The 25,606-nt window shown below is 67.8% G+C and carries 31 protein-coding genes; 19 read left to right on the plus strand and 12 right to left on the minus strand.

Translation table 11 applies throughout. The features are described 5' to 3' along the window. The first annotated feature begins 103 nt into the window (after nt 1-103). On the plus strand, nt 104-745 hold the full coding sequence (locus NI2_RS12115) for a TetR family transcriptional regulator (protein WP_067489758.1): 642 nt from the start codon (nt 104-106) through the stop codon (nt 743-745). Here the strand turns inward: NI2_RS12115 and NI2_RS12120 are convergent. Beyond that, nucleotides 742-1,293 carry a TetR family transcriptional regulator gene (locus NI2_RS12120; RefSeq protein ID WP_067489761.1) on the minus strand — a complete coding sequence of 184 codons (552 nt, stop codon included), beginning with the start codon at nt 1,291-1,293 and terminating at the stop codon, nt 742-744. The two genes, NI2_RS12115 and NI2_RS12120, sit on opposite strands and share 4 nt — an antisense overlap. 93 nt (nt 1,294-1,386) lie before the next feature. On the opposite strand from NI2_RS12120, the gene NI2_RS12125 reads away from it, so the two are divergent. From NI2_RS12125 to NI2_RS12135, 3 genes are read left to right on the plus strand one after another with little or no spacing between them, the layout of a single operon-like run. Then, nucleotides 1,387-1,854: a DUF4334 domain-containing protein gene (locus NI2_RS12125; protein WP_067489764.1), complete on the plus strand. Its 468-nt coding sequence runs from the start codon at nt 1,387-1,389 to the stop codon at nt 1,852-1,854. After that, a complete protein-coding gene (locus tag NI2_RS12130; protein WP_067489767.1) occupies nt 1,854-2,942 on the plus strand; it encodes an NAD(P)-dependent alcohol dehydrogenase in 1,089 nt (362 codons plus the stop codon). Before NI2_RS12125 ends, NI2_RS12130 begins: the two co-directional genes overlap by 1 nt. Before the next feature lie 31 nt (nt 2,943-2,973). After that, complete coding sequence (locus NI2_RS12135) at nt 2,974-3,627, plus strand: TetR/AcrR family transcriptional regulator (RefSeq protein ID WP_067489770.1); 654 nt, start codon at nt 2,974-2,976, stop codon at nt 3,625-3,627. Here the strand turns inward: NI2_RS12135 and NI2_RS12140 are convergent. Continuing rightward, nucleotides 3,616-4,281 carry a TetR/AcrR family transcriptional regulator gene (locus NI2_RS12140; RefSeq protein ID WP_067489773.1) on the minus strand — a complete coding sequence of 222 codons (666 nt, stop codon included), beginning with the start codon at nt 4,279-4,281 and terminating at the stop codon, nt 3,616-3,618. The two genes, NI2_RS12135 and NI2_RS12140, sit on opposite strands and share 12 nt — an antisense overlap. Nucleotides 4,282-4,433: 152 nt before the next feature. On the opposite strand from NI2_RS12140, the gene NI2_RS12145 reads away from it, so the two are divergent. The 4 genes from NI2_RS12145 to NI2_RS12160 are packed head-to-tail and all read left to right on the plus strand — an operon-like array spanning nt 4,434 to nt 8,879. Continuing rightward, nucleotides 4,434-5,228, plus strand: coding sequence for an alpha/beta fold hydrolase (locus NI2_RS12145; protein ID WP_067489776.1), 795 nt, complete (start codon nt 4,434-4,436; stop codon nt 5,226-5,228). Beyond that, nucleotides 5,225-6,673 (plus strand): flavin-containing monooxygenase, encoded by a 1,449-nt coding sequence (locus tag NI2_RS12150; protein ID WP_067489779.1) that lies wholly within the window; start codon nt 5,225-5,227, stop codon nt 6,671-6,673. The genes NI2_RS12145 and NI2_RS12150 overlap by 4 nt, the downstream gene beginning before the upstream one ends. Beyond that, complete coding sequence (locus NI2_RS12155; protein ID WP_067489782.1) at nt 6,670-8,334, plus strand: GMC oxidoreductase; 1,665 nt, start codon at nt 6,670-6,672, stop codon at nt 8,332-8,334. The genes NI2_RS12150 and NI2_RS12155 overlap by 4 nt, the downstream gene beginning before the upstream one ends. Nucleotides 8,335-8,345: 11 nt before the next feature. Then, nucleotides 8,346-8,879: a DUF4334 domain-containing protein gene (locus NI2_RS12160; protein ID WP_067489785.1), complete on the plus strand. Its 534-nt coding sequence runs from the start codon at nt 8,346-8,348 to the stop codon at nt 8,877-8,879. A 9-nt stretch (nt 8,880-8,888) separates the two neighbouring features. Here the strand turns inward: NI2_RS12160 and NI2_RS12165 are convergent, their stop codons facing one another. Next, nucleotides 8,889-9,506 carry a LysE family translocator gene (locus tag NI2_RS12165; protein ID WP_067489788.1) on the minus strand — a complete coding sequence of 206 codons (618 nt, stop codon included), beginning with the start codon at nt 9,504-9,506 and terminating at the stop codon, nt 8,889-8,891. Nucleotides 9,507-9,623: 117 nt separating this feature from the next. Between NI2_RS12165 and NI2_RS12170 the strand changes: the two genes are divergently transcribed. Further along, complete coding sequence (locus NI2_RS12170; RefSeq protein ID WP_067489791.1) at nt 9,624-9,971, plus strand: DUF6766 family protein; 348 nt, start codon at nt 9,624-9,626, stop codon at nt 9,969-9,971. Between the two features lie 43 nt (nt 9,972-10,014). On the opposite strand, the gene NI2_RS12175 is transcribed toward NI2_RS12170, so the two are convergent. Beyond that, nucleotides 10,015-12,165 (minus strand): catalase, encoded by a 2,151-nt coding sequence (locus NI2_RS12175; protein WP_067489795.1) that lies wholly within the window; start codon nt 12,163-12,165, stop codon nt 10,015-10,017. Between the two features lie 156 nt (nt 12,166-12,321). Here NI2_RS12175 and NI2_RS12180 point away from each other — a divergent pair, with 156 nt between their 5' ends. Together NI2_RS12180 and NI2_RS12185 are read left to right on the plus strand one after the other, a co-directional pair. After that, complete coding sequence (locus tag NI2_RS12180) at nt 12,322-12,624, plus strand: hypothetical protein (protein WP_067489798.1); 303 nt, start codon at nt 12,322-12,324, stop codon at nt 12,622-12,624. 69 nt (nt 12,625-12,693) lie between these two features. Next, nucleotides 12,694-13,533, plus strand: coding sequence for an SDR family oxidoreductase (locus NI2_RS12185; RefSeq protein ID WP_067489801.1), 840 nt, complete (start codon nt 12,694-12,696; stop codon nt 13,531-13,533). A 23-nt stretch (nt 13,534-13,556) separates the two neighbouring features. Here NI2_RS12185 and NI2_RS12190 read toward each other — a convergent pair whose 3' ends face one another. After that, a complete protein-coding gene (locus NI2_RS12190) occupies nt 13,557-14,174 on the minus strand; it encodes a flavodoxin family protein (protein ID WP_067489804.1) in 618 nt (205 codons plus the stop codon). A gap of 25 nt (nt 14,175-14,199) precedes the next feature. After that, nucleotides 14,200-15,663: an aminotransferase class I/II-fold pyridoxal phosphate-dependent enzyme gene (locus tag NI2_RS12195; RefSeq protein WP_067490348.1), complete on the minus strand. Its 1,464-nt coding sequence runs from the start codon at nt 15,661-15,663 to the stop codon at nt 14,200-14,202. 436 nt (nt 15,664-16,099) lie between these two features. On the opposite strand from NI2_RS12195, the gene NI2_RS12200 reads away from it, so the two are divergent. The 5 genes from NI2_RS12200 to NI2_RS12220 all read left to right on the plus strand — a co-directional run bounded on the left by NI2_RS12200 (nt 16,100) and on the right by NI2_RS12220 (nt 19,281). After that, entirely contained in the window at nt 16,100-16,798 is a 699-nt protein-coding gene (locus NI2_RS12200; RefSeq protein ID WP_067489807.1) for a PAS and ANTAR domain-containing protein, read from the plus strand. Nucleotides 16,799-16,852: 54 nt separating this feature from the next. Next, entirely contained in the window at nt 16,853-17,290 is a 438-nt protein-coding gene (locus NI2_RS12205; RefSeq protein ID WP_067489810.1) for a hypothetical protein, read from the plus strand. Between the two features lie 92 nt (nt 17,291-17,382). After that, entirely contained in the window at nt 17,383-18,219 is an 837-nt protein-coding gene (locus NI2_RS12210; protein WP_067489813.1) for an RNA polymerase sigma factor SigF, read from the plus strand. A 136-nt stretch (nt 18,220-18,355) separates the two neighbouring features. Beyond that, nucleotides 18,356-18,772: an STAS domain-containing protein gene (locus NI2_RS12215; RefSeq protein WP_084476372.1), complete on the plus strand. Its 417-nt coding sequence runs from the start codon at nt 18,356-18,358 to the stop codon at nt 18,770-18,772. Between the two features lie 74 nt (nt 18,773-18,846). Next, nucleotides 18,847-19,281: an ATP-binding protein gene (locus NI2_RS12220; RefSeq protein WP_067489819.1), complete on the plus strand. Its 435-nt coding sequence runs from the start codon at nt 18,847-18,849 to the stop codon at nt 19,279-19,281. Here the strand turns inward: NI2_RS12220 and NI2_RS12225 are convergent. From NI2_RS12225 to NI2_RS12245, 5 genes are all read right to left on the minus strand, one after another. Next, nucleotides 19,250-20,254 (minus strand): iron-containing redox enzyme family protein, encoded by a 1,005-nt coding sequence (locus NI2_RS12225; RefSeq protein WP_067489822.1) that lies wholly within the window; start codon nt 20,252-20,254, stop codon nt 19,250-19,252. The two genes, NI2_RS12220 and NI2_RS12225, sit on opposite strands and share 32 nt — an antisense overlap. Further along, nucleotides 20,254-20,493: a CDGSH iron-sulfur domain-containing protein gene (locus NI2_RS12230; protein ID WP_067489826.1), complete on the minus strand. Its 240-nt coding sequence runs from the start codon at nt 20,491-20,493 to the stop codon at nt 20,254-20,256. The genes NI2_RS12225 and NI2_RS12230 overlap by 1 nt, the downstream gene beginning before the upstream one ends. After that, nucleotides 20,450-21,124: a HemK2/MTQ2 family protein methyltransferase gene (locus NI2_RS12235; protein ID WP_067489829.1), complete on the minus strand. Its 675-nt coding sequence runs from the start codon at nt 21,122-21,124 to the stop codon at nt 20,450-20,452. The genes NI2_RS12230 and NI2_RS12235 overlap by 44 nt, the downstream gene beginning before the upstream one ends. Further along, a complete protein-coding gene (locus tag NI2_RS12240) occupies nt 21,121-21,381 on the minus strand; it encodes a hypothetical protein (RefSeq protein WP_067490351.1) in 261 nt (86 codons plus the stop codon). Before NI2_RS12240 ends, NI2_RS12235 begins: the two co-directional genes overlap by 4 nt. A gap of 220 nt (nt 21,382-21,601) precedes the next feature. Then, nucleotides 21,602-22,180, minus strand: coding sequence for a dihydrofolate reductase family protein (locus tag NI2_RS12245; RefSeq protein WP_067489832.1), 579 nt, complete (start codon nt 22,178-22,180; stop codon nt 21,602-21,604). 141 nt (nt 22,181-22,321) lie between these two features. Here NI2_RS12245 and NI2_RS12250 point away from each other — a divergent pair, with 141 nt between their 5' ends. After that, entirely contained in the window at nt 22,322-23,053 is a 732-nt protein-coding gene (locus tag NI2_RS12250; RefSeq protein WP_067489835.1) for an SCO6745 family protein, read from the plus strand. A gap of 82 nt (nt 23,054-23,135) precedes the next feature. Here the strand turns inward: NI2_RS12250 and NI2_RS12255 are convergent, their stop codons facing one another. Next, the gene (locus tag NI2_RS12255; protein WP_067489838.1) at nt 23,136-23,720 is read right to left on the minus strand and encodes a TetR/AcrR family transcriptional regulator; all 585 of its coding nucleotides are present in this window, start codon (nt 23,718-23,720) and stop codon (nt 23,136-23,138) included. A gap of 108 nt (nt 23,721-23,828) precedes the next feature. Between NI2_RS12255 and NI2_RS12260 the strand changes: the two genes are divergently transcribed. Both NI2_RS12260 and NI2_RS12265 read left to right on the plus strand, forming a co-directional pair. Beyond that, a complete protein-coding gene (locus NI2_RS12260; protein WP_067489841.1) occupies nt 23,829-24,848 on the plus strand; it encodes an aldo/keto reductase in 1,020 nt (339 codons plus the stop codon). A gap of 71 nt (nt 24,849-24,919) precedes the next feature. Continuing rightward, nucleotides 24,920-25,534, plus strand: a complete 615-nt coding sequence (locus NI2_RS12265; protein ID WP_067489845.1) for a transglutaminase-like domain-containing protein — start codon at nt 24,920-24,922, stop codon at nt 25,532-25,534. The last annotated feature ends 72 nt before the right edge of the window (nt 25,535-25,606 follow it).

Genomic DNA, 25,606 nt, shown 5'->3' on the forward strand with positions numbered 1-25,606 from the left:
TCCGGCGCCGCGACCGCATGGGTCCGGTCGGCGCCCCTCCGCAATTCTGGTGCCATGCGACACCAGAAACTCGTGTGGTGTCAGCGTGCACCACAATGGGGCCATGGTCAAGACCGAGGGCACCGCGACGTCCCCCCGCGCCTACAGGGGAGTGGCGGCCGACGAACGCCGCGCCCGCCGGCGCGCGGCCCTGCTCGACGCCGCCCTCGACCTGCTCGCCGCCGACGGCGCCGCCGCCGTCACCAAACGTGCGGTCTGTGCTCGGGCCAAGCTCAACGATCGCTACTTCTACGAACAGTTCGCCGATCGCGACGCTGTGCTCACCAGCCTCGTCGAAGAGCTCACCGCCGAGGGCATCGCCGCCGTCGTCGCGGCGACCCACGCGGCCGAACCCGACATCCGCAGCCAGGTCCATGCCGCCGCCGATGCCGCGCTCGGCTTCCTGCTCGACGACCCACGCCGCCACGCGCTGCTGCTCAACGCCCACAGCACCGAAGCCCTCCAGCGGGCCCGGCTCGCCACCCAGCACGCCATCGCCCGCGCCATGGCCGCGGTCAGCCGCGAGCTGCGCCCGTCACCGATGTCGACGCCGCTGGACACCGACATGGCCGCGTACACGGTGGTCAGCGGCACGCTCGAGCTCGTCGCGGCCTGGTTGCGCGGGGAATTCGACACCACCCGAGCTCATCTCACCGACCTGATCGCCCGGCAATTGCTGCAGGTCGAAACAGTCCCCGGCGGCTAGGGGGCGACCATGCGCGCGGCCGCGAGCACGGTCGCCGCGCGCTGGGTCGCCACATGCTCACCACCGGCCTGTGCGGCATGGACGGCGGTGGTGCGGGCCAGGTCGGTGAGCATGCGCAGCAGCAACGCCGCCGGGATGTCGGGGGTCACCAGCCCCTCGCGCTGCCCGCGCCGCAACTCGGCCAGCTTGCTCGCCACCATCTCGCGCAACGCGCGCGCCACCTCCTCCTCGGCCGGTTCCAGATCGGCCCAGGCCTGCAAGCGGGCATCGTCGGGATTGGCGAGGAAATGATCGAAGAGACGTCCGACGTACCCGGGCAGATCCTCGGCGCGCATGGCCGTGCGGGCCGAGGCTTCGCTGGCCCAGCGTTCGGTGACGGCGGCGTAGAGATCCTTCTTGCCGGGGAAATAGGCGTAGAGGCGGTCCTTGCTGGCATGCGCGGCCTCGGCGATCCGGTTGATCCGCGCGCCCGCGATGCCGAACTCGGCGAATTCCGCCTTGGCCGCGGCGAGAATTCGCTCCCTGGTTGCCTCACCTGCCGCTCGCATGCGCTGGATGTTACCCCTTGCCGAACCATCTGGTTCGGAACTATGGTCAATCCCGAACCACCTGGTTCGGGTAACGGCGAGACGAGGACACCCATGGCCGAACAGCCACGCTGGCAACAACTCCGGGCACAGAACGAAGGTGTGTCCACCGCCGAACTCGACGAGATCTGGACGCGGCTACGCCCGGCGCGGGCCGAGGACATCCTCGGGCAGTGGCGCGGCGACGCCTTCCAGACCGGTCACCGGCTGTGCAAAGCTCTGCCCGCCAGCCGCTGGTACGGCAAGACCTTCCTGGCCCTCGACGACGCCAAACCGCTGATCTGCCGCGCCGAGGACGGCACCCTGTTCTCCAATGTCGAGATGGGGCAGGGCGAGGCGACGCTGTGGAATATCGAGTTCCGCGGTGAGGTCACCGCGACGATGGTCTACGACGGGCGCCCGGTGTTCGACCACTTCAAATGGCTCGACGACAACACCCTGATGGGCATCATGAACGGCCGCCCCGAACTGGTCCTCGCGGGCGGGCAGTACTTCTACTTCCTGCTGGAACGGGACAGCTGATGCGCACCACGGCCGTGCTGTCGCGCGATCCGGCGGCGGACTTCTCCGTCGAGACGGTCGAGATCGACGAGCCGCGCGCCGGGGAGATCCTGGTCCGGATGGCCGCCACCGGCATCTGCCACACCGACCTGGCCACCCGCCGCGCCGGTGCGGTCGACCGGCCGATCCTGCTCGGGCACGAAGGCGCCGGGGTGGTCGAGGCCGTCGGGCCGGGAGTGCGCGCCGTCCGGCCGGGAGACCACGTCGTGCTCACCTTCCGCCACTGCGGCGACTGCGCCAACTGCGGCGCGGGCCGACCCGCCTACTGCCTGCACGCGACCACGCTGAACAACTTCGGCCGCCGCGCCGACGACACCCCTCGGGTACTGGTCGACGGGGCCCCGGTGCTGTCCGGATTCTTCGGGCAGTCCAGTCTGGCCGGCTACGCGCTGAGCAGCGAGGACAACACCGTGGTCGTCGACCCGGCGATCGACCCGGCCCTGGCCGCACCGTTCGGATGCGGATTCCAGACCGGAGCGGGCGCGGTCCTCAACGTGCTTCGTCCCGAACCCGGCGCCCGCCTCGTCGTCTACGGCGCGGGCGCGGTCGGCATGGCCGCCCTGCTCGCCGCACGCACGGTGCCCGACGTCGAGGTGGTCGTCGTCGAAACATCCTCCTCGCGCAGGGAACTCGCCCTCGAGCTCGGTGCCCGTGCCGCCGTCGACCCGGCCGGGGAAGCGACGGCGGCACGGGTGCGTGAGCTCACCGGCGGCGGCGCGACCCACGCGGTGGACACCACGGGAATACCGGCCGTGCTCGGCGACGCGGTCGCCGCCCTCGGCATCGGCGCCACCGTGGTCGCCGTCGGTCTCGGCCGCGGTGCCCCGCCCATCGATGTCGGCGACATCGTCTTGCGGGGCAAGACGATTCGCGGCTGCCTCGAAGGCGACAGCGTCGCCGCCACCTTCATTCCCCACCTGCTGGACCTGCACGCGCAGGGCCGCTTCCCGGTCGATCGACTCGTCAGCCGCTATCCCGCTTCCGACATCGCCGCCGCTCTGCACGATCAGCGCACCGGTAAGGTCATCAAGCCGGTGCTGACATGGTGAACGGCCCGACCCGCGAGACCGAGGACAACGCATGACGATTCTCCACAGCGAAGACCTCGCGACCGAACCCGCAGCGAGTGTGGACACCGCCCGTGCCCAACGGCGCCAGGTGGTGCTCGACGCCGCCCGTGACGTGTTCGTCGCCTACGGTTACCACGGCACGAGCATGGAGGACATCGGTAGCCGCGCGGGCATGAGCAAACCGGTCCTCTACACCCATTACGCGAGCAAACTCGACCTCTACCTGGCGGTCCTGCAGCGCTACCTCGACCGCATGGTCGAGGGTGTGCGCAACGCGCTGGCGGGCACCAAGGGCGAACAGAAGGTGCGTCGCGCGGTCGGCGCCTACTTCGATTTCGTCGACGAGGACGCGGGCGGGCACACGCTGGTCTTCGAATCTCCGGTGCCGAGCGAACCGTGCGTGCAGTGGCGGGTGCGTGATGCCATGAACACCTGCGCGGTCCTGGTCAGCGCCGAGCTGCGCGCCGCGGGCATGGACGACGTGCGCGCCTTCGCCTGCGCGTTCAGCCTCGTGGGCGCCAGCCACTCCACCGCACGGCACTGGCTCGACGCGGGCCGCCCGATCCCCAAGCACGAGGCCGTCGAGATGACCGTGACGCTGTGCTGGCACGGGCTGTCGTCGGTGGGTGTCGTCAACCGCGACACCAAGGGCTCAGCCCGCTGACGCGGTGAGCGGCAACGGGCTGCCGTCGAGCAGTTCGTCGCTGGGCAGCTGACCGACCAGCACCGCCAGTGCGCGTTTCCAGCGACGGACCACGGCCTCGCGTTCGCCGAGGGTGCCGGTGAGCATGGCCGTCATCGACAGGCCGGTGAGCAGGTCGATGGTGAACTCCACCAGCAGCTCCGCGCGCGGGTCGGCGGCATAGGGCTCGCCGAGGACCTCCAGGTAGAGCCTGCGCATCTCGGTGAACACCCGCTGTTCCTCGTGCACGAGCCGGTCGCGCAGTTCGGCGTCGGTGCGCGCGGCCACCCACAGGTCAAGGGCGGTGAAGAAGGCCGGGCTGTTCAGGTCGCGCCAGGCCAGGTCGACCACCGACTGCAGCCGGTCGCGGCCCGGCGGGAGCAGTTCGGCCTCGCGGCGGAACTGCTCGAGCCGCTGGTCGACCACCTGGGTGGTGGCGGCGACGAGCAGCTCGGCGCGGGTGGGGAAGTGGTGCTGCACGGTGCCGCGCGCCAATCCGGCGCGTTCCTGCACGGCGCTCACCGTCGTTGCCGCGTAGCCGCTTTCGAGCAGGCACTCGGCGGTGCAGGCCAGAATGCGGGCCCGGGTCGAGGCGCGGCGCTGCGCCTGGGTGCGGCGGGGGCGTTGCTCGGTCACGAAAGAAATCGTACGCCCTGCCGAATAGTTGCGCGATACTGTGAGCGCGGTCTCCGACACACCCGGCCGTAACTCGCTATTGACGGGGAAGTCCCGGGCTGGTGAAATCAAGAAACCGTACGCAGTAACTGTTTCCTGCACGAAGGGCTGCGATGACGCAGATCTCCCACCACCGCCGCGGAACCGGCGCACCGATCGTGCTCGTCCACGGTCTCGGCAGCCGATGGCAGGTATTCGCCCCGATCATCGACGCGCTGGCCGTCGAACACGAGGTGATCGCGCTCGACCTGCCCGGCTTCGGCGAGTCCCCGCTCGTTCCCGGCGTGGAACCCGGACCACGCGGGTACGCGACCTGGCTCACGCGGTGGTTGTCCGACAACGAGATCGAGCGCCCCCACCTGGTGGGCAGTTCGATGGGCGGCGGGATCGCGCTGGAACTGGGTCGCACCGGTATCGCCTCGGCGGTCACCGCGTTCTCCCCGATCGGCTTCTACGACCGAGCCGGACTGCGATGGACCAAGACGCTGCTCACCGGCATGCGCGGCGTCGCGCGGGCAGCGGGCCCGGTCCTGGCTCGATCGATGGACCACCGGGCGGGACGGGTGCTGCTGCTCTCGGCCATGTTCGGCCGCCCGGCCCTGGTCACCCCGGCCGCCGCGCGCCTCGACCTGGCCGGAATCGCCGGGGCGAGCGCGTTCAGCGCCGCCCGCGACGACTTCGACAACTACGTGCTGACACCGGACCAGGACCTCGGCGCGCTCACCGACATCCCGGTGACGATCGCCTGGGGTAGCCGCGACGTCGTCCTCGTGCACCGCACCCAGAGCGCCCGCGCCCGCACCGTGCTGCCGTTCGCCCGGCACATCGACCTGCCCGGCTGCGGGCACCTGCCGTTCAGTGACGCGCCGCGCGACTGCGCGCGTCTGATCCTCGAGAGGAACGCATGACACCGTCCATCGCGGTCATCGGCAGCGGTTTCGGCGGCCTGGCCGCCGTCATCGAACTGAAGAAGCGGGGCTTCGACGACATCGTCGTCTTCGAGAAGGCCGACGAGGTGGGTGGGGTCTGGCGCGACAACACCTATCCCGGTGCCGCCTGTGATGTACCGTCGCCGTTCTACTCGTTCTCCTTCGCGCCCAATCCGCGCTGGCCGCACCGGTTCTCGCGGCAACCCGCGATCCTCGACTACATCCGCGGGATCGTGGACACCTACGATGTGCGCCGCCACCTGCGCCTGGGCACCGAAGTGCTCGGCGCCGCCTACGACGACGCGACCGGCAAGTGGACAGTGTCACTCGCCGACGGCGAGACCGTGGTCGTCGACGTCGTGGTCTCCGCCGTCGGGCAGCTCTCGCGCCCGGCCCTGCCCGACATCCCGGGACGCGAAACCTTCGGAGGCAGCAGTTTCCACTCCGCCCAGTGGAACCACGACGTGGACCTCACCGGCAAACGCGTCGCGGTGATCGGTACCGGAGCCAGTGCGATCCAATTCGTCCCCGAGATCCAGCCGCGGGTGGGCAATCTGACTGTCTTCCAGCGCACCGCGCCCTACATCATCCCGCGACCGGACCGTGAATTCGGCCGCCTGCACCACCGGATGTTCGAGACGGTGCCCGCCACCGAGCTGGCCGAACGCGGCACCTGGTACGGCGTCGTCGAAGGCCTCAGCCTGGCCTGGGTCTACGCCCGGCCCCTGGCCCGCGCCGTCCGAGCCTGGTCGAAGTGGCACATGCGCCGCCAGACCAAGGCGGTGCCGGGACTGTTCGAGAAGGTATGGCCCGACTACGACGTCGGCTGCAAACGAATCCTGTTCTCCGACAACTACCTTCCCGCGCTCACCGCGCCGAACGTGGAACTGTGCACCGAGACGATCAGCGAGATCACGCCCACCGGTGTACGCACCGTCGACGGACGTGAGCACGCGGTGGACGTCGTCATCTGGGGGACCGGTTTCAAGACCACCGAGTTCCTGGCACCCATGACGATCACCGGAGCGGGCGGCCGCACGCTCGGCCAGGAATGGCAGGCGGGAGCGCGCGCCTACTACGGCGTCACCGTGCCGCGGTTCCCGAATCTGTTCATCATGTACGGGCCCAACACCAACACCGGTGGCGGCTCGATCATCTACTTCCTCGAGGCACAGGCCAGATACCTTGGCCGCTACGTCGCCCATCTCGCGGCGACCGGTCGCCCCCTCGCCGTGCGTCCCGAGGTGGAGAAGGCCTACGACGCTCGCATCCAGGAGCTCCTGGCAGACAGTGTGTGGAGCCGGTGTTCGTCCTGGTACCGCCAGGCCGACGGCCGCATCACCACCAACTGGCCCCTGCTGGGAGTCCAATACCGCAAACAGGCGCGGTTCGATCCCGCCGACTACGAGGTGATGGTTCCATGACCAGCTACGACTACGACGTGATCGTCGTCGGCTCCGGATTCGGCGGCAGCGTGACCGCCCTGCGCCTGACCGAGAAGGGCTACCGCGTGGGTGTGCTCGAATCCGGGCGCCGCTGGAACGCCGAGGACTACCCGAAGACGAACTGGAATGTGCCCAAAGCGATCTGGGCACCGCGGCTCGGGCTGACCGGGCCGCAGCGCATCAGCGCGCTCGGCAAGTGCCTGGTGTTCAGCGGTTCCGGTGTGGGCGGTGGTTCGCTCATCTACGGCAACACCCTCTACGAGCCGCTGCCCGAGTTCTACCGCGACCGCGCCTGGTCACACATCACCGACTGGAAATCCGAACTCGCCCCCTACTACGACCAGGCCAAACGGATGCTCGGCGTGGTCGAGAACCCGAAGCTGGGCCCCAAGGACGACGTGCTGCTGCAAGTCGCCACCGATCTCGGTGTGGCCGACACCTTCCACCGCACCCACGTGGGCGTGTTCTTCAACGAAGGCGCCGAAGGGGTCGAGGTGGAGGACCCCTACTTCGGCGGCGCCGGACCGCGCCGCGCGGGCTGCATCCACTGCTCGGAATGCTTCACCGGCTGCAAACACAACGCCAAGAACACCACCACCCTGAACTACCTGCACCTGGCCGAAAGCCAGGGCGCGCAGGTGCATCCGCTGACGACGGTCACCTCGGTGACCCCCGACGGCGCCGGCGGATACCGGGTGGAGACCGTGCGCTCCAACGGCCTGCTGCGCAAGGACCGCCGCACCTTCACCGCCGAACAGGTGGTGTTCGCGGCCGCCGCGCTCGGCACCCAGAAGCTGCTGCACACCCTGCGCCGCAACGGCGCCCTGCCCGGATTGTCTTCGCGCGTCGGCGAATTGACGCGCAGCAATTCCGAGGCGATCATCGGCGTCACCAGCAAGACCCGCCGCGACTTCGCCCAGGGCGTGGCCATCACGTCCTCGATCCACCCCGAACCACAGACCCACGTGGAGGTCTGCACCTACGGCAAGGGGCAAAACGCGCTGTTCGTGCAGACGGTGCCGATGGTCGACGGTGGGGCATTCCGGTTCCTGCGACTGCTGCTGACCATGCTGCTGCATCCGGTGCAGTTCCTGCGCTCGCAGAACGCGCGCGGCGCGTCGGAGCGATCGGTGATCCTGCTGGTGATGCAGTCCCTGGACAATTCGCTCACCTCGTACCTGAAGGGGCGACGGCTGGTCACCAAACAGGGTGCGGGAGAACCCAATCCGGAGTGGATTCCGCTCGCCCACGACATCGCCCGCCGTTACGCCGGCAAATCCGACGCCATCACGGGCAATATCGCCACCGACATCTTCAACATCCCCGCCACCGCCCACTACATCGGCGGCTGCACCATCGGCGATTCCCGCGACACCGGTGTCATCGACCCCTACCAGCGTGTGTACGGGTATCCGGGGCTGCACATCGCCGACGGCAGCGCCATCACCGCCAACCTCGGCGTGAACCCGTCGCTGACCATCACCGCCCAGGCCGAACGCGCCATGGCGTTCTGGCCCAACAAGGGTGAGCCCGACCCACGCCCCGAGCTCGGGGCCGCCTACCGGCGCATCACCCCCGTCACGCCTCGCCGCCCGGCCGTCCCCGCGGACGCCCCCGGCGCCCTGCGCCTGCCCGTCTGAGAGGAACCCGCATGTCCGCCGCCGACCGTCTGGCCGCCCTCGAACCCGCCTGCCCCCGCGACGACGCGCTCGCCCTGTTCGACAGCCTCCCACCCGTCGCGCCCACCGACCTCACCGGCCGTTGGCACGGTCGCGAGCTGGCCACCGGCCACCGGCTCGACGGCCTGCTCGCCGCCTCCGGTTGGTACGGCAAACAATTCGACGGCCCCGACAACGTTCACCCGCTGCTGTTCGCGACCCCCAAGGGCGACATCTTCCCGGTCGACCCGAAACGCATCCCCCTGGGACTGGTCGACAAGATCCCCACCGCCCTCGTCGAGCAGACCCGCCGACGCCTCGACCTGCTGGCACCCACGCTGCGCACAGCCCGGCACCGCGCCCGCCTCCGGGAGATCAACCACCGGGGCACCGTCACCACCGCGATGATCTACGACCATCTGCCCATCATCGACACCTTCCGCCGCGTCGACCCCACCACGGTCCTGGGCATCATGGACTACCGCCGCCTCCCCGACCCGTACTTCTTCATCCTCACCCGCGACTGACCGCACAGGTCAGCGCGCGAACGCGACACCGGCCCCGACACCGACGACCATCGCCCCACCGACACCGCCCACAGCCTCGAGCCGGCGCGGCGACCGCGCGAACCATCCACGCGCGGTCGCCGCGACGACGGCCCACACACCGTCGCAGGTCAGCTGGATGAGGAGGAAGATCGCGCCGAAAATCAGCATCTGCACCGGCAGCGGTCCGGCGTCGGTGGCGGTGAACTGCGGCAGGACCGCGCCGAAGAACACCGCCGTCTTCGGGTTGGTGGCGCCGACGATGAAACCCTGCCGCATCGACCGGCCACCGCCGTCGGTGCTCGCGGTGAGCACCAGCTTCTTGCGGTCACGAATAGCCGTGACGCCCAGGTAGATCAGATAGAGCGCGCCGATAACCTTGACCGCCGTGAACAGGATCGTCGAGGTCATCAGCACAGCGCCGAGTCCGAGAGCGACCACGGCCAGGGGGATGACGGAACCGGCGACCGAGCCGAGGACCGACAGCAGTGCCTGCCTGCGCCCCAGCGTCAGCGCGCGCCCGATCGCGAACAGCACATTCGGGCCGGGGATCACGATGATGAGCAACGCCGCACCGGCGAAGGCGATCACATGGGGGATCGGCACCATCATCCGAAGCTAGCAGCGCGCAGTCCGTGACGGCGCAGATCAGCGTGCATCGGGAACCACGCCCGGGGGCGGACGACCCGGTTGTGTCGCCACCGGTTTGCCGGGTATCTGCCGTCCATGGCACATTTTCGTCGCTGGGGAGCTGTCTACCTGCTGATGTTGCTGTTCATCGGCTCGTGGGGCGCGCAGTTCGTGTTCCAGCTCATCGAGTATCGCAACACTCAGCAACAGCAGGGACAACCATTCCAGTGGTCGGGGTATTGGCCGGAGTTCCTCGCCAGCACCTTCGAGAACTGGCAGAGCGAATGGTTTCAGCTGGTCTTCCAGGCGGTGCTGTTGCTCGGGGCCAAGCACTGGATATTCCGGGTCGATGCCGAGAACGCCGAACGCATCGAATCCAAGATCGACGATCTGCGCGCCTATCTGGTCCCGCCCGACCGGCAGACCGAGGTGCCCGGAGACTGACACCGGCGCGCCCGGCCCGCGGTGCGGACCGGGCGCGACAGGCTCATCCGCGCGGTTCGATCCGATCCCACGCGCGGTGCTCAGCCAGGTCGGTGACCACCTGTGTCACGGTCTGCGGCGCCTCGGCCACGGTGACACCCGGCGAGTCGGCATCGACACCGTTACGCTGCAGCAGACTCGCCGCCGCACCGACCGCCGCGATCGCCTTCCCGTGCCGCCACATCTCGTTCTCCAGCACATCCACCCGCGGATCGATCGGCGCGCCCAACGCGATCAACCCGTCGAACTCGATCGAGCGCATGGTGGCGAACGTGCGGTCGACCTTGCGGCCCTCCACTTCACCACCGTGTGCGGCGACCAGCAACGGCCGCACCTTGGCCTGTTCCAGATCGGCGCACACCTGCTGCACCGCCCCACCGGAACTGGTCTCGTCCACCAGTACCGCCACGGTCCGTCCGTCGACCGGGAACGCACCGCGCTTCTGCGACAGCGCCGGACTCGGCGCCAGCTCGACGGTGTTCGCCGTCGGCGCGGGCACATCGACACCGAGCTGATTGGCCACATACCCGGCCAGCTGTTCGTCGACATTGACCAGCATCTGCACCGCACGCTCGCGAACCGTCACCGACGTGCACTTGCCCAGTTCGAACGAGAAGGCATCGGCCAGGCGGTGCTGCTCACCGTGGGTGAGGCTGCGATAGAACATGCGCGGCTGCGAGAAGTGATCGGCGAACGACACCTGCGCCTTGTCGGTGTTCGCCGAGGTGCGCAGCTTCGCCTGCGGCGGCGGAATCGGGGTCGGCGATTCGACATAGGCCTCACCGGCGAAACTCGCCGCGTACGGGCACCCGCCGTCGAGCGAATTCGGTTTGTAAGGCGCAATGCCCGTGTGCACCGCGGTCTGGTGCATGCCGTCGCGGAACATGTCGTTGACCGCGGTGTGGGGCGTATTGATCGGCAACTGCGCGAAATTCGGTCCACCGAGCCGGCTGAGCTGGGTGTCGAGGTAGGAGAACAACCGGCCCTGCAACAGCGGGTCGTCGGTGACCTCGATACCGGGCACCAGATGACTCGGGCAGAACGCCACCTGTTCGGTCTCGGCGAAGAAATTCACCGGATTCGCCGTCAGCCGCAGGGTGCCGATCACCTGCACCGGAACCAATTCCTCCGGCACGATCTTCGTCGGATCCAGCAGGTCGATATCTTCGAACACCTGCTCCGGGGTGTCGGGAAAGACCTGAACACCCAGATCCCACTCCGGGAAATAGCCCGCCTCGATCGCATCCGCCAGATCGCGGCGATGGAAATCGGGATCGAATCCCGCGGTCAGCTGCGTTTCCTCCCACAGCATCGAATGCACACCCAGGCGCGGCTTCCAATGGAACTTCACCAGGCTCGTGGCACCGTCGGCGGCGACCAACCGGAAGGTGTGGACACCGAATCCCTCCATCATCCGCAGCGACCGCGGCAACCCACGGTCGGACATATTCCAGAAGGTGTGCGCGGTGGCCTCGGTATGCAAGGAGACGAAATCCCAGAACGTGTCGTGCGCGGACTGCGCCTGCGGGATCTCCCGGTCCGGATGCGGTTTGGCCGCGTGCACCACATCGGGAAACTTGATCGCCTCCTGGATGAAGAACACCGGAATATTGTTGCCGACGAGGTCGTACACGCCTTCCTCGGTGTAGAACTTCGTCGCGAAACCGCGCGTATCGCGCACGGTGTCGGCCGAACCACGCGAACCGAGCACCGTGGAGAATCGTACGAACACCGGTGTGCGGGCATCGGCGGCGAGGAATTTGGCCCGGGTCAACGAGGCGGCGGCACCGTTGGACACGAATACGCCGTGCGCACCGACACCACGCGCGTGCACGGCACGCTCCGGAATGCGTTCATGGTCGAAATGGGTGATCTTCTCGCGCAGGTGGAAATCCTGCAGCAGCACCGGTCCACGGGGTCCGGCCTTGAGTTGGTGGTCGGTATCGGCTTGGCGCAGGCCCTGCGGAGTGGTGAGCGCGTCACCCTGCTGGGCCCGGATATTCGCCTCACCCGGAACGGGAGCGCCGGTGGGACTGCGCAGCTCCGGGCCCTGTTGGTCCGGATTCGGACCGGGCGGCTCGCACTGCCCGCCGTCTTCGTCCGGCGGCACCGGCGGGCGCGTGAACTCCGGGGGAATGTGCTGCTGCTCTGTCATCTATGCGCAACCCTTCTGTCCTGGATCGACGTGCTCGCATCGGAAAAAACACCTACTGGCGGATACCGCCTCGAGGAGTCGGCAAACCACACGATTGGGCTGTCGGATCAGGGGTACGCGCAGACCAGCGGATCCCATCGAAAGGACGGCCCGGCCATGAACGATGCCGCTCTCCCTCATCATCACAAATTTCCCGACACCGAACGCACTACCCGCTCGCATGTCGGCGAATCCATCGAAGACGCTTGGAACTGGCCCGGGCTGATCTTGATCGGCGTCGGCGTCGTGTTGCTGGCACTCACCCTCACCGCGGCCGGATACGGATTCGAAGGGTGGGCGGTGATCGCCGGAATTCTGTGCGTGGTGTGTCTGCTCGGCGGCGTGGGTATCGTGCTCGCCGAACACCGCCGGATCAAAGCCCGCGAAGGGCTGCGATTACGAGACCCTTGCGGGCACTGACCTGTTTGCCGTTGCTGATGGGAGGTAGTCGGATCGGAGACCCCGTTCCCGGCGAGGAGGACTTCGATCATGGGATTTCCCGAACAGCAGCAGCAGGTTCCCGGCATCCAATCGAAAATGGACCCCGTGCCCGATTGCGGGGAGAACAGTTACCAGGGATCGGGCAAATTGGCGGGCAAAGCCGCTGTCGTCACCGGTGCCGACAGCGGAATCGGACGTGCGGTCGCCATCGCGTACGCCCGTGAAGGCGCCGATGTCCTCATTTCCTATCTCGACGAACACGACGACGCGAAAGAAGTAGCCGACCTGGTCACCCAGGCCGGCCGCCGTGCCGTGTTGATGGCTGGCGACCTCTCCGACGCCGCACATTGCCGTGCGGTGATCGACAAGGCCGTGGAGGAATTCGGTCGAGTCGATGTGCTGGTGAGCAATGCCGCCTTCCAGATGTCGCACGACGACATCACCGAGATCAGCGACGAGGAATTCGCCTACACCTTCGCCCTCAATGTCGGCGCCTACTTCCACCTGGTGAAGGCTGCGCTGCCCCATATGCGTCCCGGTTCATCGATCATCGGCAGCTCCTCGGTGAACTCCGACATGCCCTCCCCGACGCTGGCACCGTATGCGGCCACCAAGGCCGCCATCGCCAATTTCTCGGCCAGCCTGGCGCAGATGCTGGGGAAGAAGGGAATCCGGGTCAACAGCGTGGCACCCGGCCCGATCTGGACACCGCTGATCCCGTCGACCTTCCCGACGGAGAAGGTGAGCAAATTCGGTGACGACACCCCGCTCGGGCGGGCCGGTCAGCCCGCCGAACTGGCCCCGGTCTATGTGCTGCTCGCCGCCGACGACGGCAGCTACATCTCCGGTGCCCGTATCGCCGTCACCGGTGGACGCCCGATCCTCTGACCCCGACCCGGCCTACCGGTGGCTCACTGGTAGGCCGGGTACTGGTTCGCCCGCAACAACCGGGCCAGATGCGCGGCATTACGCGCCATCGCCGCCGTGGTCTTGCGCACCGCCTCCGGAGTGTCGGGCAGATCCTTGAAGTCGGTACCGCCCATCGCTTCCCCGTTCCAGTAGGTGCAGCCCTGAGCCGGAATGGTGAATCCGATGTCGTCGAGGGCCTGGAAGGTGTCGGCCACGATCTTGTGCGCACCGTCCTCGTTCCCGACAACGGCCGCGATCCCGACCTTGCCCAGCATGACGGGCCTACCCGCGTCGTCGGTGTCGGACAGTTCGGCATCCAGACGTTCCAGCGCGCGCTGGGCCACCGAGGACAGATGACCCAACCAGGTGGGCGTCGCGAGCAGGACGATATCGGCGTCGATGATGCGACGCCGGATCTGCGGCCACTCGTCGCCCTCGCCCTCGTCGGCACTCACCCCCGGCCGCACCTCGAAATCGGCGATACGCACCGTCGACCCGGCCACATCGTTGGCGGCCAGCTCGGCCAGCACCTGATCGGCCATGAGCTGACTGCTGGATTCGGCGGGCGACGGCTTCAATGTGCAGACCAGCGCCACTGCGCGCAACTGTTCGGCGGCCACGACAACACTTCCTCTCGCTCGACGATCAGGACTGGCGGACAACCCGGATGTTGTGCAACTGCGGGTCGCTGGCATCGGGCACATTCATTCCCGCCTCGACACCGGAACGCAGGTACTCCACGACCGTGTCACCGATCCGTTCACCCGGCACGATCGCGGGAATGCCGGGCGGGTAGGGCGTGAGCTGTTCGGCGGCGATCCGGCCCGGCGCCTTGTCGATGGGCACCATCTCGGTGGGGGCGAAGAAGGCGTCCCGCGGCAGCATCACCGAGTCGAGCTGCAGATCCTGCGGGGACGGCAGCGTGATGTGGTGCGGTGCTGGGTCCAGACCGGCCCGGCGCCACAGCGCGAGCGCGTCGATGAGGGCCTCCGCGGAGGTGTCGTCGTCGGCCGTCGACATCGTCGCCAGAATCCGGCGGTGATCGCTGAGGCCCACATCGAGGTGGTGATGCTCGCGCAACCAGTCCGCCGCCTCGTAGCCGGTGGCGCCGGTCTCGGAGACATCGACGAGCACCTGCAGCAGATCGAGATCGTGCGAGGCTTCCACGCCGAGCAGCTCGTCGTGCATCACCGTCAGGCCGCTGATCCCGTCGATCTCGGCGCGGGTGCGTTTGGCCAGGTCGAGGGCTCGCCCGAGCAGGTCGTGCCCGAATTCGACCATCTGCCTTCGCCATCCGTCGAGCGCGGCGTAGATCAGCACGTTCGGGCTGGTGGTCATCAGCAGATCCGCGCAACGGCGCAACCGGCCCGGATCCACGAGATCGCCCTGCAGGTGGAACACCGAACCCTGTTCGAAACCCATGCCCATCTTGTGCACGCTCACCACGCACACATCGGCACCCACATCCATTGCCCACGTGGGCAATTCGGGATGGAACGGCAGGTGCGCACCCCACGCCTCGTCGACGATGACGGGTTTGCCGCGCGCATGGCACACCTCGGTGATGCCACGCAGATCCGCGCAGGTGCCATACGGGCTCGGGCACACGATCACCGCGCCCGCCGCGTCCGGATGCTCCTGCCACGCCTGTTCCACCTCCTCCGGTGACGGCGGATGGGAGAAGTGGCGTTCGGCGTCCCAGCGCGGGCTGATCCAATGCGGCTGGACGCCGGAGAAGATCAGGCCGGCGACGATCGACTTGTGGCTGTCGCGCGCCACCAGCAGGCCGCCGTCGTTTCCGCCTGCCACCGCCATCATCGCGGCCTTGACCGACAGCGAGCTGCCGCAGGTGGAGAAGAACGCCGTCTCGGCGCCGACGGCGTCGGCCATCAGGTCCTCGGCCTCGGTGAGGTAGCCGTTGCGTGCGAGCCGGTCGTCGAGCCCGCCGTTGGCCAGCAGATCGGCGGCGAAGGCATCGGCACCGAGCGCCGCGAGAACCCGGTCGTCCACGCCGCGACCCTGCCGATGCCCAGGCGGGGTGAACCCGTAGCGGTGCTTGTTGCGGTAGTCGGCGACCGCGGCGACGAGCGGGGCTGTGCTGTGGTCCATGCCCAGGTAATAGCCGATCGGTCGCACCCGAAACGACGGTGTGTAGCTGCCCCGGCGGGGGGTATCCGCCCGACGACCCGCGTTTCCGACCAAGTGAGGAGGCTGCGATGACGACCCCGATGTCGACCAGCCCACCCATTCCCGAACCGCGAGACCCGATTCCGCCCACCCCCGATCCGGCGCCCCCGCCGGATCCCGGACGGCCACCACCGCCACCGGAGCCGGGTCATCCGCTGCCCGGCGACCCACCACCCGGACCGGGTCCAGGACAACCACCACCCCCGGATGTTCCGGACCCGTTTCCCCCGATTCCCACACCGGGCGAACCGCTGCCGGAGCCGGGCGCGGCGGCATCGTGTTGAGCGCCGCGCCGGGTGGGCGGACGCGATCGGGCACTGAGCGCGTACACGTGTCCCGGTCGCGAGATACTTCAGGAATGAAGCACAGTGAGGGTCTTTCGACCGGCGGCGCGCAGTCACTGCGGCGCGTGCTCGGCGAGGGCAGGGCGCAGGACGCGGGCGGATTCAAGTTCTGGTTCGCCGACCAGCGCTGGGAATGGTCCGACGAGGTCGCCCGCATCCACGGATACGAGCCGGGCACCGTCCACCCCACGACCGCACTGTTGTTGTCGCACAAGCACCCCGACGACCGTGCCCACGTCGCCACCATGATCGAGAAGTCGGTCACCGAGGGCGAACCGTTCTGCAGTACCCACCGCGTCATCGACACCACCGGCGTCGTACACGACGTGATCGTCGTGGCCGATCACATGGTCGACGACCACGGAACCGTCATCGGCACCACCGGCTACTACATCGATGTCACCGACACCTTGGAGCGGCGGCGCAAGGAAACCCTCGACGACGAACTACCGAGCCTCTACGCGTCGCGCGCCGTGATCGAACAGGCCAAGGGCGCGGTGATGCTCGTCTACGGAATCAGCGCCGAGAAGGCGTTCGACGTACTCACCTGGCGCTCACAGGAAACCAACACCAAGCTTCGTGCGCTGGCCGGGCGCCTGGTCGCCGAACTCGATTCGCTCACCGATGTGTCCGGCGTTCTGCGCACCCGCTTCGATCATCTCCTACTCACCGTCCACGAACGGGCCGAACAGCACGAGAAGGGCACGGAGTAGACGACGTCACGGTCGGGTAACCTGCGACCACGACAGGCAACACAGGGAGGCGGCATGCGAGCGGAGGATCGCGAGACCGCGCCCCGGTCGACAACGGTCGGGTTTCAGGTACCGGCGGAGCTCGAGCAGCTCACCATGGTCCACGCGTTGGCCGAAACAGTCCTGCTGGTAGGCGGTTTCGCGCTCGACGAGGTCACTGATCTGCTGCTGGCGCTCGACGAGGTGGTGACCGCCCTCGTCCTAGCCGCCGCACCGGAGGCCCTGATCGATTGCGCGTTCACCGGGGGCGGCGGGGCACTCGGAGCACGGGTCTCGACCGTGGCGCGCAGCGACGAAGCGATCGACGAGGACGCCTTCGGCTGGCATGTCGTCGCGACCCTCACCGACGCGCTGCGCACCGAATACGGCCCGTTCGACGCGGTCCGCAACGGCTATCCGACCACCGTCGAGTTCGGCTGGATCCGCCGTTCGCATGGGCCGAACGGTGGGTGATGCGGAGACAGGGACCGAAAGCGTAGGCTTAATCCGCATACAGATCGGGTAATCCAGAAGCATCCGACCCCACGGAATCGGAGGCACATGTGATGACGACTGCTCAAGCGACAACAGCCAACGACTCGACTGTCCGACGCTCCCACTCAAAAGGTGACAGCTACGACAATATCGAGCCGTGGTTCGAGAAGCTGCAGGCACTTTCCCCGAACGACCCCCAGCGTGAACCCCTCCGCGAAGAGGTGATCAGGCTGTGCCTTCCCCTTGCCGACCACATCGCCCGCAAATTCGCCGGGCGCGGTGAACTCTTCGACGACCTCGAGCAGACCGCCCGCGTAGGGCTCGTGCTCGCCGTCGACCGCTATGACGTCAGCCGCGGCTCCTCGTTCCTTTCCTTCGCGATCCCCACCATCATGGGCGAGGTTCGCAGGCATTTCCGCGACCACACCTGGGCTGTGCGCGTCCCGCGCAGGCTCAAGGAGATCCAGCTGCGGATCGGTCCGGCCACCGAAGAACTCTCGCAGCGACTCGGCCGCGTGCCCAACGCCCGCGAACTCGCCGACGAACTCGAGGTCGACCTGGTCGAGGTCACCCGCGCGCTGGTCGCGGGCAACGGCTACCAGACCAACTCCATCGACGGAGTCACCCAGGACGACCGCGACAACTCCTCGCAGCCGATCACCGAGACCCTCGGCGCCGAGGAACACTGCTACGAGCTCACCGAGGACGCGATGGCGGTGCGCCCGCTGATCGCGGCCCTGCCCGAAGAAGAGCGCGACGTGCTGATCATGCGGTTCTTCGAGTGCAAGACCCAGAACCAGATCGCCGAACACCTCGGTGTCTCCCAGATGCAGGTCTCGCGCATCCTGTCGCGCACCTTGACCTCGCTGCGCGAGCAGGCACTCACGGAGCCGACTGCCGTGCCGTGACAGCAGCGGCCGCGCGTGCCAGAATTGCCTTAGGTTGAGACTTCCAGCCGACCCCGGTATTCGTGCTATCCACATCCGGAACGTCGGTTGCGTGGTGGCATGAAAATCCGGAATCCCCTGTCGTCCAGGAGGTTCTATGTCTGTCGTCACGGACCCGCGACGCTCGAGCAGGTTGCGTTGGTACCGCGGCTCCGCGGCGCACGACGAAGCCCTGCTCCGCGTCGGTCCCGGCAGACAAGGCTGCTGGGTGTTGCGGGCGGGAAGTGAACTGGACGCGGCAAGGCAGCCGCAATTCTGTGCCCTGCTCGACCGTGCGGTGCGTTCGGGCGCCCAAGTGGTGGTGCTCGACCTGCGTGGCACCGATTTCCTCAGTATCCGGCTGGCCGCATTGCTCGGACCCGCCAAAGCCAACGCCTGGCAGCACGGGGTCGAGCTGCGGCTGCTCGTCGGCAGCCTGGAGGTGGAACGCGCCCTGGAGCTGGCGGGCGTTCGGCCCCTGTTCCGTCACTACAGCTGCGTCGACGACGCCTCCGAACACCCCGTAGATGTTTGACCGGCCGACCGGCGGGTAGGCGCAGTGGGATCGACCCACCCGGAACCACCCGATATCGGTGAGGAGGCTACGTCGTGGCTTCGAGCGAGCGGACCGTCGCGGATTCGGCCCACGCGACCTCGACCCACCTGCGGATCGACGCCGACCTCGGACAACTGGTCATGGTGCGGGCGGTCGCCGAAACGGCTGCCCACCTGGCCGGGTTCACGCCCGACGAAATCGCCGATATCCGGGTCGCGGTCGACGAGGCGGCGACCAGCCTGATCCTCGCTGCCGTACCCGGCACCCGCCTGCACTGCGATGTCAATGCCGACGGTTTCCGCCTGCGGATCGCCGTGCAGGCACTGTGCGTGGAGCCCGACCCGGTCGACGAGAACGCCTTCGGCTGGAACGTGCTACACAGCATCACCGATCATCTGAGCACCGGTTCGGACCGTGATCGCGGTGAGCTCGACGGGTTCCCGGTGACGATCACCTTCACCCGGGTACGGCGGGTGCCAGTTCACTGAGCAGTGAACTGCGCCCGTCCCGCCAGCACTCGAGCACCTGATCGGCGAACCGGTCCTCGAGCAGGTCGGTGGCCTGGATCCCGAAGACGATGCTCGCGGCCGAATCGGGTTCGGTGCGCAGCAATTCGGCGATGACGTCGCGCCGCATCACCTGTTCGTGCACGGCGTCGGCTTCGACGTGCTCGGTGTAGAAGCCGATACAGGCGGGGTGGGGGAGCAGCGTGCGGGCCAGCTCCGCCAGGCGAGCCGACGCCGGTGAGGAGGTGATCTCGTTGGAAGCGAAATGGCCGACCGACGCGGCGCGCAGACCACGGTGCAGACCGAACAGCGACATCATGTTCACCAGCACCAGCATGGGAGCGGGCACCTCGTCCAGATAGTGCAGATAGCCGGGTTCCAGACCCGCACCCGCGAGCAGATCCGCGTAGAGGCGCGCATGCACCCGGTCGCCGTGGCCGCTGCCGTATTCGTCGAATTCGACAGCGACCAGTGCCGCTTTCGCCTGCCCACGCAGGCGGGGGATCACCCAGGCGTAGGGGTCGGCCTCGATGTGGTGGTAGATCGAGCGGTGCACGAAGTACTCGCGCAACTGCCCGGGAGTGCCCTGCTCGGCGAGGTAGGCCGCGATCCCGCCGGGCGCCGACGGCTCGAGCAACCGGTCGAGCTCGGCGTCCACGTCGTCGCCGCCGGGCACATCGGCCCGCATGGCGGCGAGGAAGCGCTGTTCGAGACCTCGCCGCAGGCCCAACAGCCCCGGATCCCACTCCCAATCCTCGTCTACTCCGGCGAAGCCCTGGTAGTGCAGTTCGTAGCACGTGTGCAACGCCAGTGCGGCGTCCTCACCGTAGGGATCGGTGCCCGGGTCGGCCGGAACAGCCGAACCCGGTGCGCGCGTGAGGGTTTCGACCAGGGCGGCCGACAGTTCGCCCCGGGGAACGGGCAGGGCGCGCCCGAGGGTGACAGTGCTGGTCATCAGGTGCTGCTTTCCTTGGTACGCCGGCGTCGGCGCCGGTGGCTGGTATCGCACAGCGGGTAGGTGGCCGAGCGCTTGCACAGGCACAGCGCGACCTGGAAACGGTCACAGTGCAGCACCGTTCCCTCACGGGTCACCAGGTCGACCGGGCCTTCGATCAGGGCCGGCCCGTCGGTGAGGACAACCCGCCTGCGATCAGGCGGGTTCCCCGACGGCGGGACAGCAGTTTCGTTCGACACGGATCACCACCAATTCCTCGTCACGCTGGTCCTTCGTGATCAGTCCACGGGCCGCCAACCGTCGCGCCCGCGACCGCAGCACCGGTCCGAACGGCACCTTGTCCACCGCTACCACCTGCGCCTCGGCACCGCCCGCCCGCAACTGGTCCAGGCTGCGGTCGGGGTCGCTGATCGCCGAGTGCACGATCAGGCCGACCCCGTTGTCGGTGAGCAGATCGGGCAGGGTCGCACACAGCCGGTCGAGCACGCTGCGTCCGGTGGGGCCCGCGTCCCAGGCCAACGCCCGGCCGCGCCCCACCTCGCGTTCGGCGGGCACGTACGGCGGGTTCGCCAGCACCACGTCGAAGCGCGGCAATCGCGCCGCGGCGGAGAAGTCACCGTGGAGCAACTGCACGGCCACACCACGCAATCGGCAGTTCAGCCAGGTCGAGGCCAGCGCCCGTCGCGACAGATCGACGGCAGTGACGCTCGCGGCCCCCGCTTTCGCCGCGGCCAGCGTGACGACGCCGGTGCCCGCGCACAGTTCGAGAACCCGACCGTTGCGCAGGTGGGGGACCGCGCGCAGCGCATCGGCAAGCATCCATGTATCGGCCTGGGGTCGGTACACACCCGGCGCCCGGAGAATCATCATTTCTGCGCCTTCACCCGCCGGTGCTCGGCTACGACCAGCGCAGTTCCCGCGAGCAGGCACGCCGCGCAGGCCACGCCGCCGATGACCGCCCAACCGCCGAATCCGTAGCCGGCGGCGGTGAGGGTGATGCCGAGCAACGCCAACCCGACCCCGATCAAGATCAGGCCGGGCCAGTTCCTCGTGTCCTCGATAGATTCGCCCGCGTGCGGCCTGATCGTGCGTGATTCATCGGGGAAATCGCGGTCTGGCTGGTTCATCGAGCGCATCCTTTCGCAGGGACAACACAGTCCTGAGGGCGGAATGCCCCGTCGACAGGGAACCAATCAGCAACCGGTGAGGGCCTGCTCACACCCTGCCGAACTACGCGGTGATGATGTCGATCATGAAGCGCGCGCCCGTTTCGCACCGCGATTCTGGCCAACTCGTAACCGGACGATGATGCTCGTCGACGGCGCTGGAAGCTGTGTTGTGAGCCGCTCAGGCGTGCAGCGTGGGCGCGTAGACGAGTTCCTGGGTGTTGCCGTCGAGGGTGCGGCTCTCGAGCAGTTCGAGGTCGAAGTCGGCGGCGTCCTGGAAGATGGGTTGCTGCCCGGTCTTGCCGGTGATCACCGGGAACACCGTCACCTGCACCCGATCGACCAAGCCCGCTGCCATCAGCGTCCGGTTCAGCGAGAGGCTGCCGTGCGAACGCAGCGGAATGTCGGATTCGGCTTTGAGCCGGGCGACGATATCCACGGCGTCGCCCGCGACGACGTGCGCGTCGTGCCAGTCGAGAGGTTCGCGCAGCGTGCTCGACACCACGGTCAGCGGCATGTTCATCATCCGGACGACCCACGGGTCGAAGATCTCCGGGTTTTCCGAGGCCCCGGCCACCAGTTCGGTGAATTCGCGATAGGTGTTGGCGCCGAAGATCATCCGCTGCTCGTCGCGGTAGAGGTCGAGGCGGTGATCGAGCAGTTCGGGGCCTTGTTTGCCCCAGTATCCGCCCCAGTCGCCGCTGGTGGAGGCGAAGCCGTCCAGGGTGGAGAAGACGTCGAAGGTATAGGTGGCGCTCACGGTGGGCTCCTCGGGTCGCGTCGGCTTTATCAGTGCAGACGGCAGCCGGACGCCGAACTCATCGCGCGAGACCCCTTCCCTCGCTAACTATTGTCAACTATAGTCTGCTGCGATCGCAGAAACAGCGGAAGGTGTCAGATCATGTCGGCAGTCAAACAACAGGTCCTCGAACTCGGTGGGGCGTTCATGATGTCGCGCGAAGCGCGGCAGTTCGGGACCGATGTCGGGGTGCCCGGATTCCACGGCCCCTACACGCGCGGCCGAGGGGGAGTGCTCGGCGAGGTCGATGCCGACGTCGTGGTCGGCGCGTTCGGTTTCTTCGAACCCGAATGTATCCGTGCCGCATGGAAGTCCGTCCCCCTGCCCGCCGCCGAAGCGGCCACCGGCTATCTCGCCGCCTGCCATGAGTTCGGCCGCCGCAGGCTCGCCGACTTCGACCGATCCGAACGCCTCGCCGAGCTGCTCGGCAAGGTTGCCGACGCGGCCGAGCCCACCGCCGTTCCCCTGTTCGCCGGCTGGCGGGCCATGCCACTGCCCGACGACGGTCGCGCGGCGGTCCTGCAACTCACCCACGTCCTGCGTGAGCTGCGGGGCGGCCTGCACCTGGTCGCCGTCCTCGCCCAGGGCCTCACCCCGCTGCAGGCCGTGCTCATCGCCGGTTCCCCGATCGCCGACGGTCCCACCCACGCGCAGCGGCTCGGCTGGAGCGAACCCTTCGAACCGATCACCGACGACATGCGGCAGCGCTGGGCGTCGGCCGAGAAACTCACCGACGAACTGGTTTCCCCGTTCTTCGCAGTCCTCACCGAAGCCGAGAGCGCCGAACTGGCCACCCTGATGGGCGAGGCGCACCGAGTCGCGTTGTCGCGCTAGTTCTTTCGAAGCCCGTGTGGGGCGCCGAATCCGGCGGCCCACACGGGCTTTGTCGTGTCTGGCGGCCGCCCGGCGACGGGGTTCACCGGTGCAGGCGTAATCCGGCGACGAGGAGTTCGACGACGCGACGCGCGTCATAGCGCTGGTCGCTTTCCGCACCGATGCACACATTGCCGATGCCACGCAGCAACAGGTAGGGGTCGATGTCGGTGCGGATCTCACCGGCCGCCGCGGCGGCATCGAGCAACTCGCCGCACGCGGGCAACAGCCGGTCGAGGAAGTTGGCGTGCAGGGCCTGGAAGGTCGGGTCGTCGGACTGCAATGCCGCGGCGAGACCGTGCTTGGTGACCAGGAAGTCGGTGAACAGGTCGATCCACCTGGTCAGCGCCTCATAGGGTTCCGTGCTGGCCAGCAGCTGCGGTGCGGTCTGTGCGCAGGCCTCGACCTGGTGTCGATAGACCGCGACGATGAGGTCGGCTCGGGTCGGGAAGTGCCGATAGATCGTGCCGACGCCGACTCCGGCCGCCGCGGCGATCTCCCGCACGGGGGCATCGACTCCGGAGGCGACGAAAGTCGCGGCGGCCGCGTCGAGCAGGGTTCTTTCGTTCCGTTCGGCATCGGCGCGCTTGCGCGGAGTCTTCGCCGTTCCGGTGTCCCTGCCTGCCACGTGGCGTTCCCTCCATCGAATCGCTTGAAAAACGGAACACTGTTCCGTATGTTGGTTATCGGAACAACGTTCCGCTTCTTGCAGGATACCTCCGGGAGAGGAAAACCCATGCAGTACCGCACCTTGGGCCGCACCGGCGTGCAGGTCAGCACCCTGGCGCTCGGCGCAATGAACTTCGGCCGGATCGGCAGCACCGGCCAGGACGAGGCCACCGCGATCGTCGATGCCGCGATCGAGGCCGGGATCAATCTGATCGACACCGCCGACGCCTACAGCGACGGCCGATCCGAGGAAATGGTCGGTAGGGCCATCGCCGGTCGCCGCGACGACCTGGTCATCGCGACCAAGGCCTACCTGCCGATGGGCGAGGACCCCAACCGGCGGGGAAGCTCACGCCGCTGGCTGGTGACCGCGCTGGAAGACAGCCTGCGCCGCCTCGACGTCGATCATGTGGACCTCTATCAGATCCACCGGTGGGATCCGAACACCAGTGACGAGGAGACGCTCTCGGCACTCACCGACCTGCAGCGGGCCGGGAAGATCCGCTATTTCGGCTCCTCGACCTTCCCCGCCTACCGCATCGTGCAGGCGCAATGGTCGGCCCGCGAGCATCACCTGAGCCGCTACGTCACCGAACAACCCTGCTATTCGATCCTGCAACGCGGCATCGAATCCCATGTGCTTCCGGTGACCGAGGAATACGGCCTCGGCGTGCTCGCCTGGAGCCCGCTGGCCTCGGGCTGGTTGTCGGGCGCCATCCGCGCGGGCCGCGAGATCACCACCAGCCGTTCCGGATTCATGCCCCATCGTTTCGATCTCGATGTGCCCGCCAACCGGGCCAAACTCGAGGCTGTCGAGCGGCTGGCGAAGGTCGCCGACCAGGCCGGGTTGACGATGATCCAACTGGCGCTCGGATTCGTCACCGCCCACCGTGCCGTGACCAGCGCGATCATCGGCCCGCGAACCATGGCGCATCTGCATTCACAGCTCGCTGCCGCCGATACCGTCCTGACGGCCGAGGTCCTCGACGAGATCGACGAAATTGTTTCTCCGGGGGTCGATCTCGCGGCCGAGGAGAAGTACGACACGCCACCGTCGATTCTCGACGCCACTCTGCGGCGTCGATGACTACCCGCTCGGCATCGCCCGGCCGCGAAATGGAGGTGCCGACAGACAGCGGCGGGCAGTAGATTTCCGCTGTGACACAACAATCCTGGGTTCCTGAGGCGCAGAACCCGCAGGCGTACCTCGAGGGCGACTCCGTCATCCAACTCGACGACGACGCGGTGACCGCCATCGCGCGTGACCTGCGACGAACCGCCCCCGACGACGTGGACTTCGCTCGCGCGGCCTTCGACTGGGTCCGCGACGAAGTCGACCACTCCTACGACGTCCAGGACCCCCGGGTCACCCTGACCGCCGGGGAGGTGGCCCGTGAACGAGTCGGCCTCTGCTACGCGAAGTCCCACCTCCTCACCGCCCTCCTGCGCAGCGCGGGCATCCCCACCGGGCTGTGCTACCAGAAACTCGCGGACGACGACGGCCACGTTCTCCACGGCCTGGTCGCCGTCTACCTCGAGGGTGGTTGGCACCGTCAGGACCCGCGGGGCAACAAGGAGGGCATCACCGCCGAGTTCTCCCTCACCGAGGAACGACTGGCCTGGGCCGTCGATCCCGCACTCGGCGAAATCGACTACCCACAGGTGTTCGTCAGTCCCGCGGCATCCGTGGTGAAAACCCTCGGCGAGGCGAAGCAGGAGTCGATCCTCGACGTCACCCTGCCGACCTCCTTGGAGGATCGGTCCATTCGCTGACCCCGGTGGCGGCTCGCACTGTGCGCATCGATGCATCCAGTGCGAGAAGGCCGCCACCGTCCCGGGTCTGCT

Origin of the sequence: Nocardia ignorata NBRC 108230 (genome assembly GCF_001612905.1) — a bacterium.
Taxonomy (GTDB): Bacteria; Actinomycetota; Actinomycetes; order Mycobacteriales; family Mycobacteriaceae; genus Nocardia; species Nocardia ignorata.

Excerpts from the sequence above, each read along its gene's own strand:
- NI2_RS12150 (WP_067489779.1), top strand. The coding sequence starts at position 5,225 with ATGACACCGTCCATCGCGGTCATCGGCAGCGGTTTCGGCGGCCTGGCC.
- NI2_RS12185 (WP_067489801.1), top strand. The coding sequence starts at position 12,694 with ATGGGATTTCCCGAACAGCAGCAGCAGGTTCCCGGCATCCAATCGAAA.
- NI2_RS12235 (WP_067489829.1), bottom strand. The coding sequence starts at position 21,124 with ATGATGATTCTCCGGGCGCCGGGTGTGTACCGACCCCAGGCCGATACA.
- NI2_RS12240 (WP_067490351.1), bottom strand. The coding sequence starts at position 21,381 with ATGAACCAGCCAGACCGCGATTTCCCCGATGAATCACGCACGATCAGG.
- NI2_RS12195 (WP_067490348.1), bottom strand. The coding sequence starts at position 15,663 with ATGGACCACAGCACAGCCCCGCTCGTCGCCGCGGTCGCCGACTACCGC.
- NI2_RS12175 (WP_067489795.1), bottom strand. The coding sequence starts at position 12,165 with ATGACAGAGCAGCAGCACATTCCCCCGGAGTTCACGCGCCCGCCGGTG.
- NI2_RS12170 (WP_067489791.1), top strand. The coding sequence starts at position 9,624 with ATGGCACATTTTCGTCGCTGGGGAGCTGTCTACCTGCTGATGTTGCTG.
- NI2_RS12215 (WP_084476372.1), top strand. The coding sequence starts at position 18,356 with ATGTCTGTCGTCACGGACCCGCGACGCTCGAGCAGGTTGCGTTGGTAC.
- NI2_RS12125 (WP_067489764.1), top strand. The coding sequence starts at position 1,387 with ATGGCCGAACAGCCACGCTGGCAACAACTCCGGGCACAGAACGAAGGT.
- NI2_RS12210 (WP_067489813.1), top strand. The coding sequence starts at position 17,383 with ATGACGACTGCTCAAGCGACAACAGCCAACGACTCGACTGTCCGACGC.
- NI2_RS12205 (WP_067489810.1), top strand. The coding sequence starts at position 16,853 with ATGCGAGCGGAGGATCGCGAGACCGCGCCCCGGTCGACAACGGTCGGG.
- NI2_RS12165 (WP_067489788.1), bottom strand. The coding sequence starts at position 9,506 with ATGGTGCCGATCCCCCATGTGATCGCCTTCGCCGGTGCGGCGTTGCTC.
- NI2_RS12250 (WP_067489835.1), top strand. The coding sequence starts at position 22,322 with ATGTCGGCAGTCAAACAACAGGTCCTCGAACTCGGTGGGGCGTTCATG.
- NI2_RS12180 (WP_067489798.1), top strand. The coding sequence starts at position 12,322 with ATGAACGATGCCGCTCTCCCTCATCATCACAAATTTCCCGACACCGAA.
- NI2_RS12160 (WP_067489785.1), top strand. The coding sequence starts at position 8,346 with ATGTCCGCCGCCGACCGTCTGGCCGCCCTCGAACCCGCCTGCCCCCGC.
- NI2_RS12155 (WP_067489782.1), top strand. The coding sequence starts at position 6,670 with ATGACCAGCTACGACTACGACGTGATCGTCGTCGGCTCCGGATTCGGC.
- NI2_RS12200 (WP_067489807.1), top strand. The coding sequence starts at position 16,100 with ATGAAGCACAGTGAGGGTCTTTCGACCGGCGGCGCGCAGTCACTGCGG.
- NI2_RS12130 (WP_067489767.1), top strand. The coding sequence starts at position 1,854 with ATGCGCACCACGGCCGTGCTGTCGCGCGATCCGGCGGCGGACTTCTCC.
- NI2_RS12145 (WP_067489776.1), top strand. The coding sequence starts at position 4,434 with ATGACGCAGATCTCCCACCACCGCCGCGGAACCGGCGCACCGATCGTG.
- NI2_RS12260 (WP_067489841.1), top strand. The coding sequence starts at position 23,829 with ATGCAGTACCGCACCTTGGGCCGCACCGGCGTGCAGGTCAGCACCCTG.
- NI2_RS12225 (WP_067489822.1), bottom strand. The coding sequence starts at position 20,254 with ATGACCAGCACTGTCACCCTCGGGCGCGCCCTGCCCGTTCCCCGGGGC.
- NI2_RS12115 (WP_067489758.1), top strand. The coding sequence starts at position 104 with ATGGTCAAGACCGAGGGCACCGCGACGTCCCCCCGCGCCTACAGGGGA.
- NI2_RS12135 (WP_067489770.1), top strand. The coding sequence starts at position 2,974 with ATGACGATTCTCCACAGCGAAGACCTCGCGACCGAACCCGCAGCGAGT.
- NI2_RS12120 (WP_067489761.1), bottom strand. The coding sequence starts at position 1,293 with ATGCGAGCGGCAGGTGAGGCAACCAGGGAGCGAATTCTCGCCGCGGCC.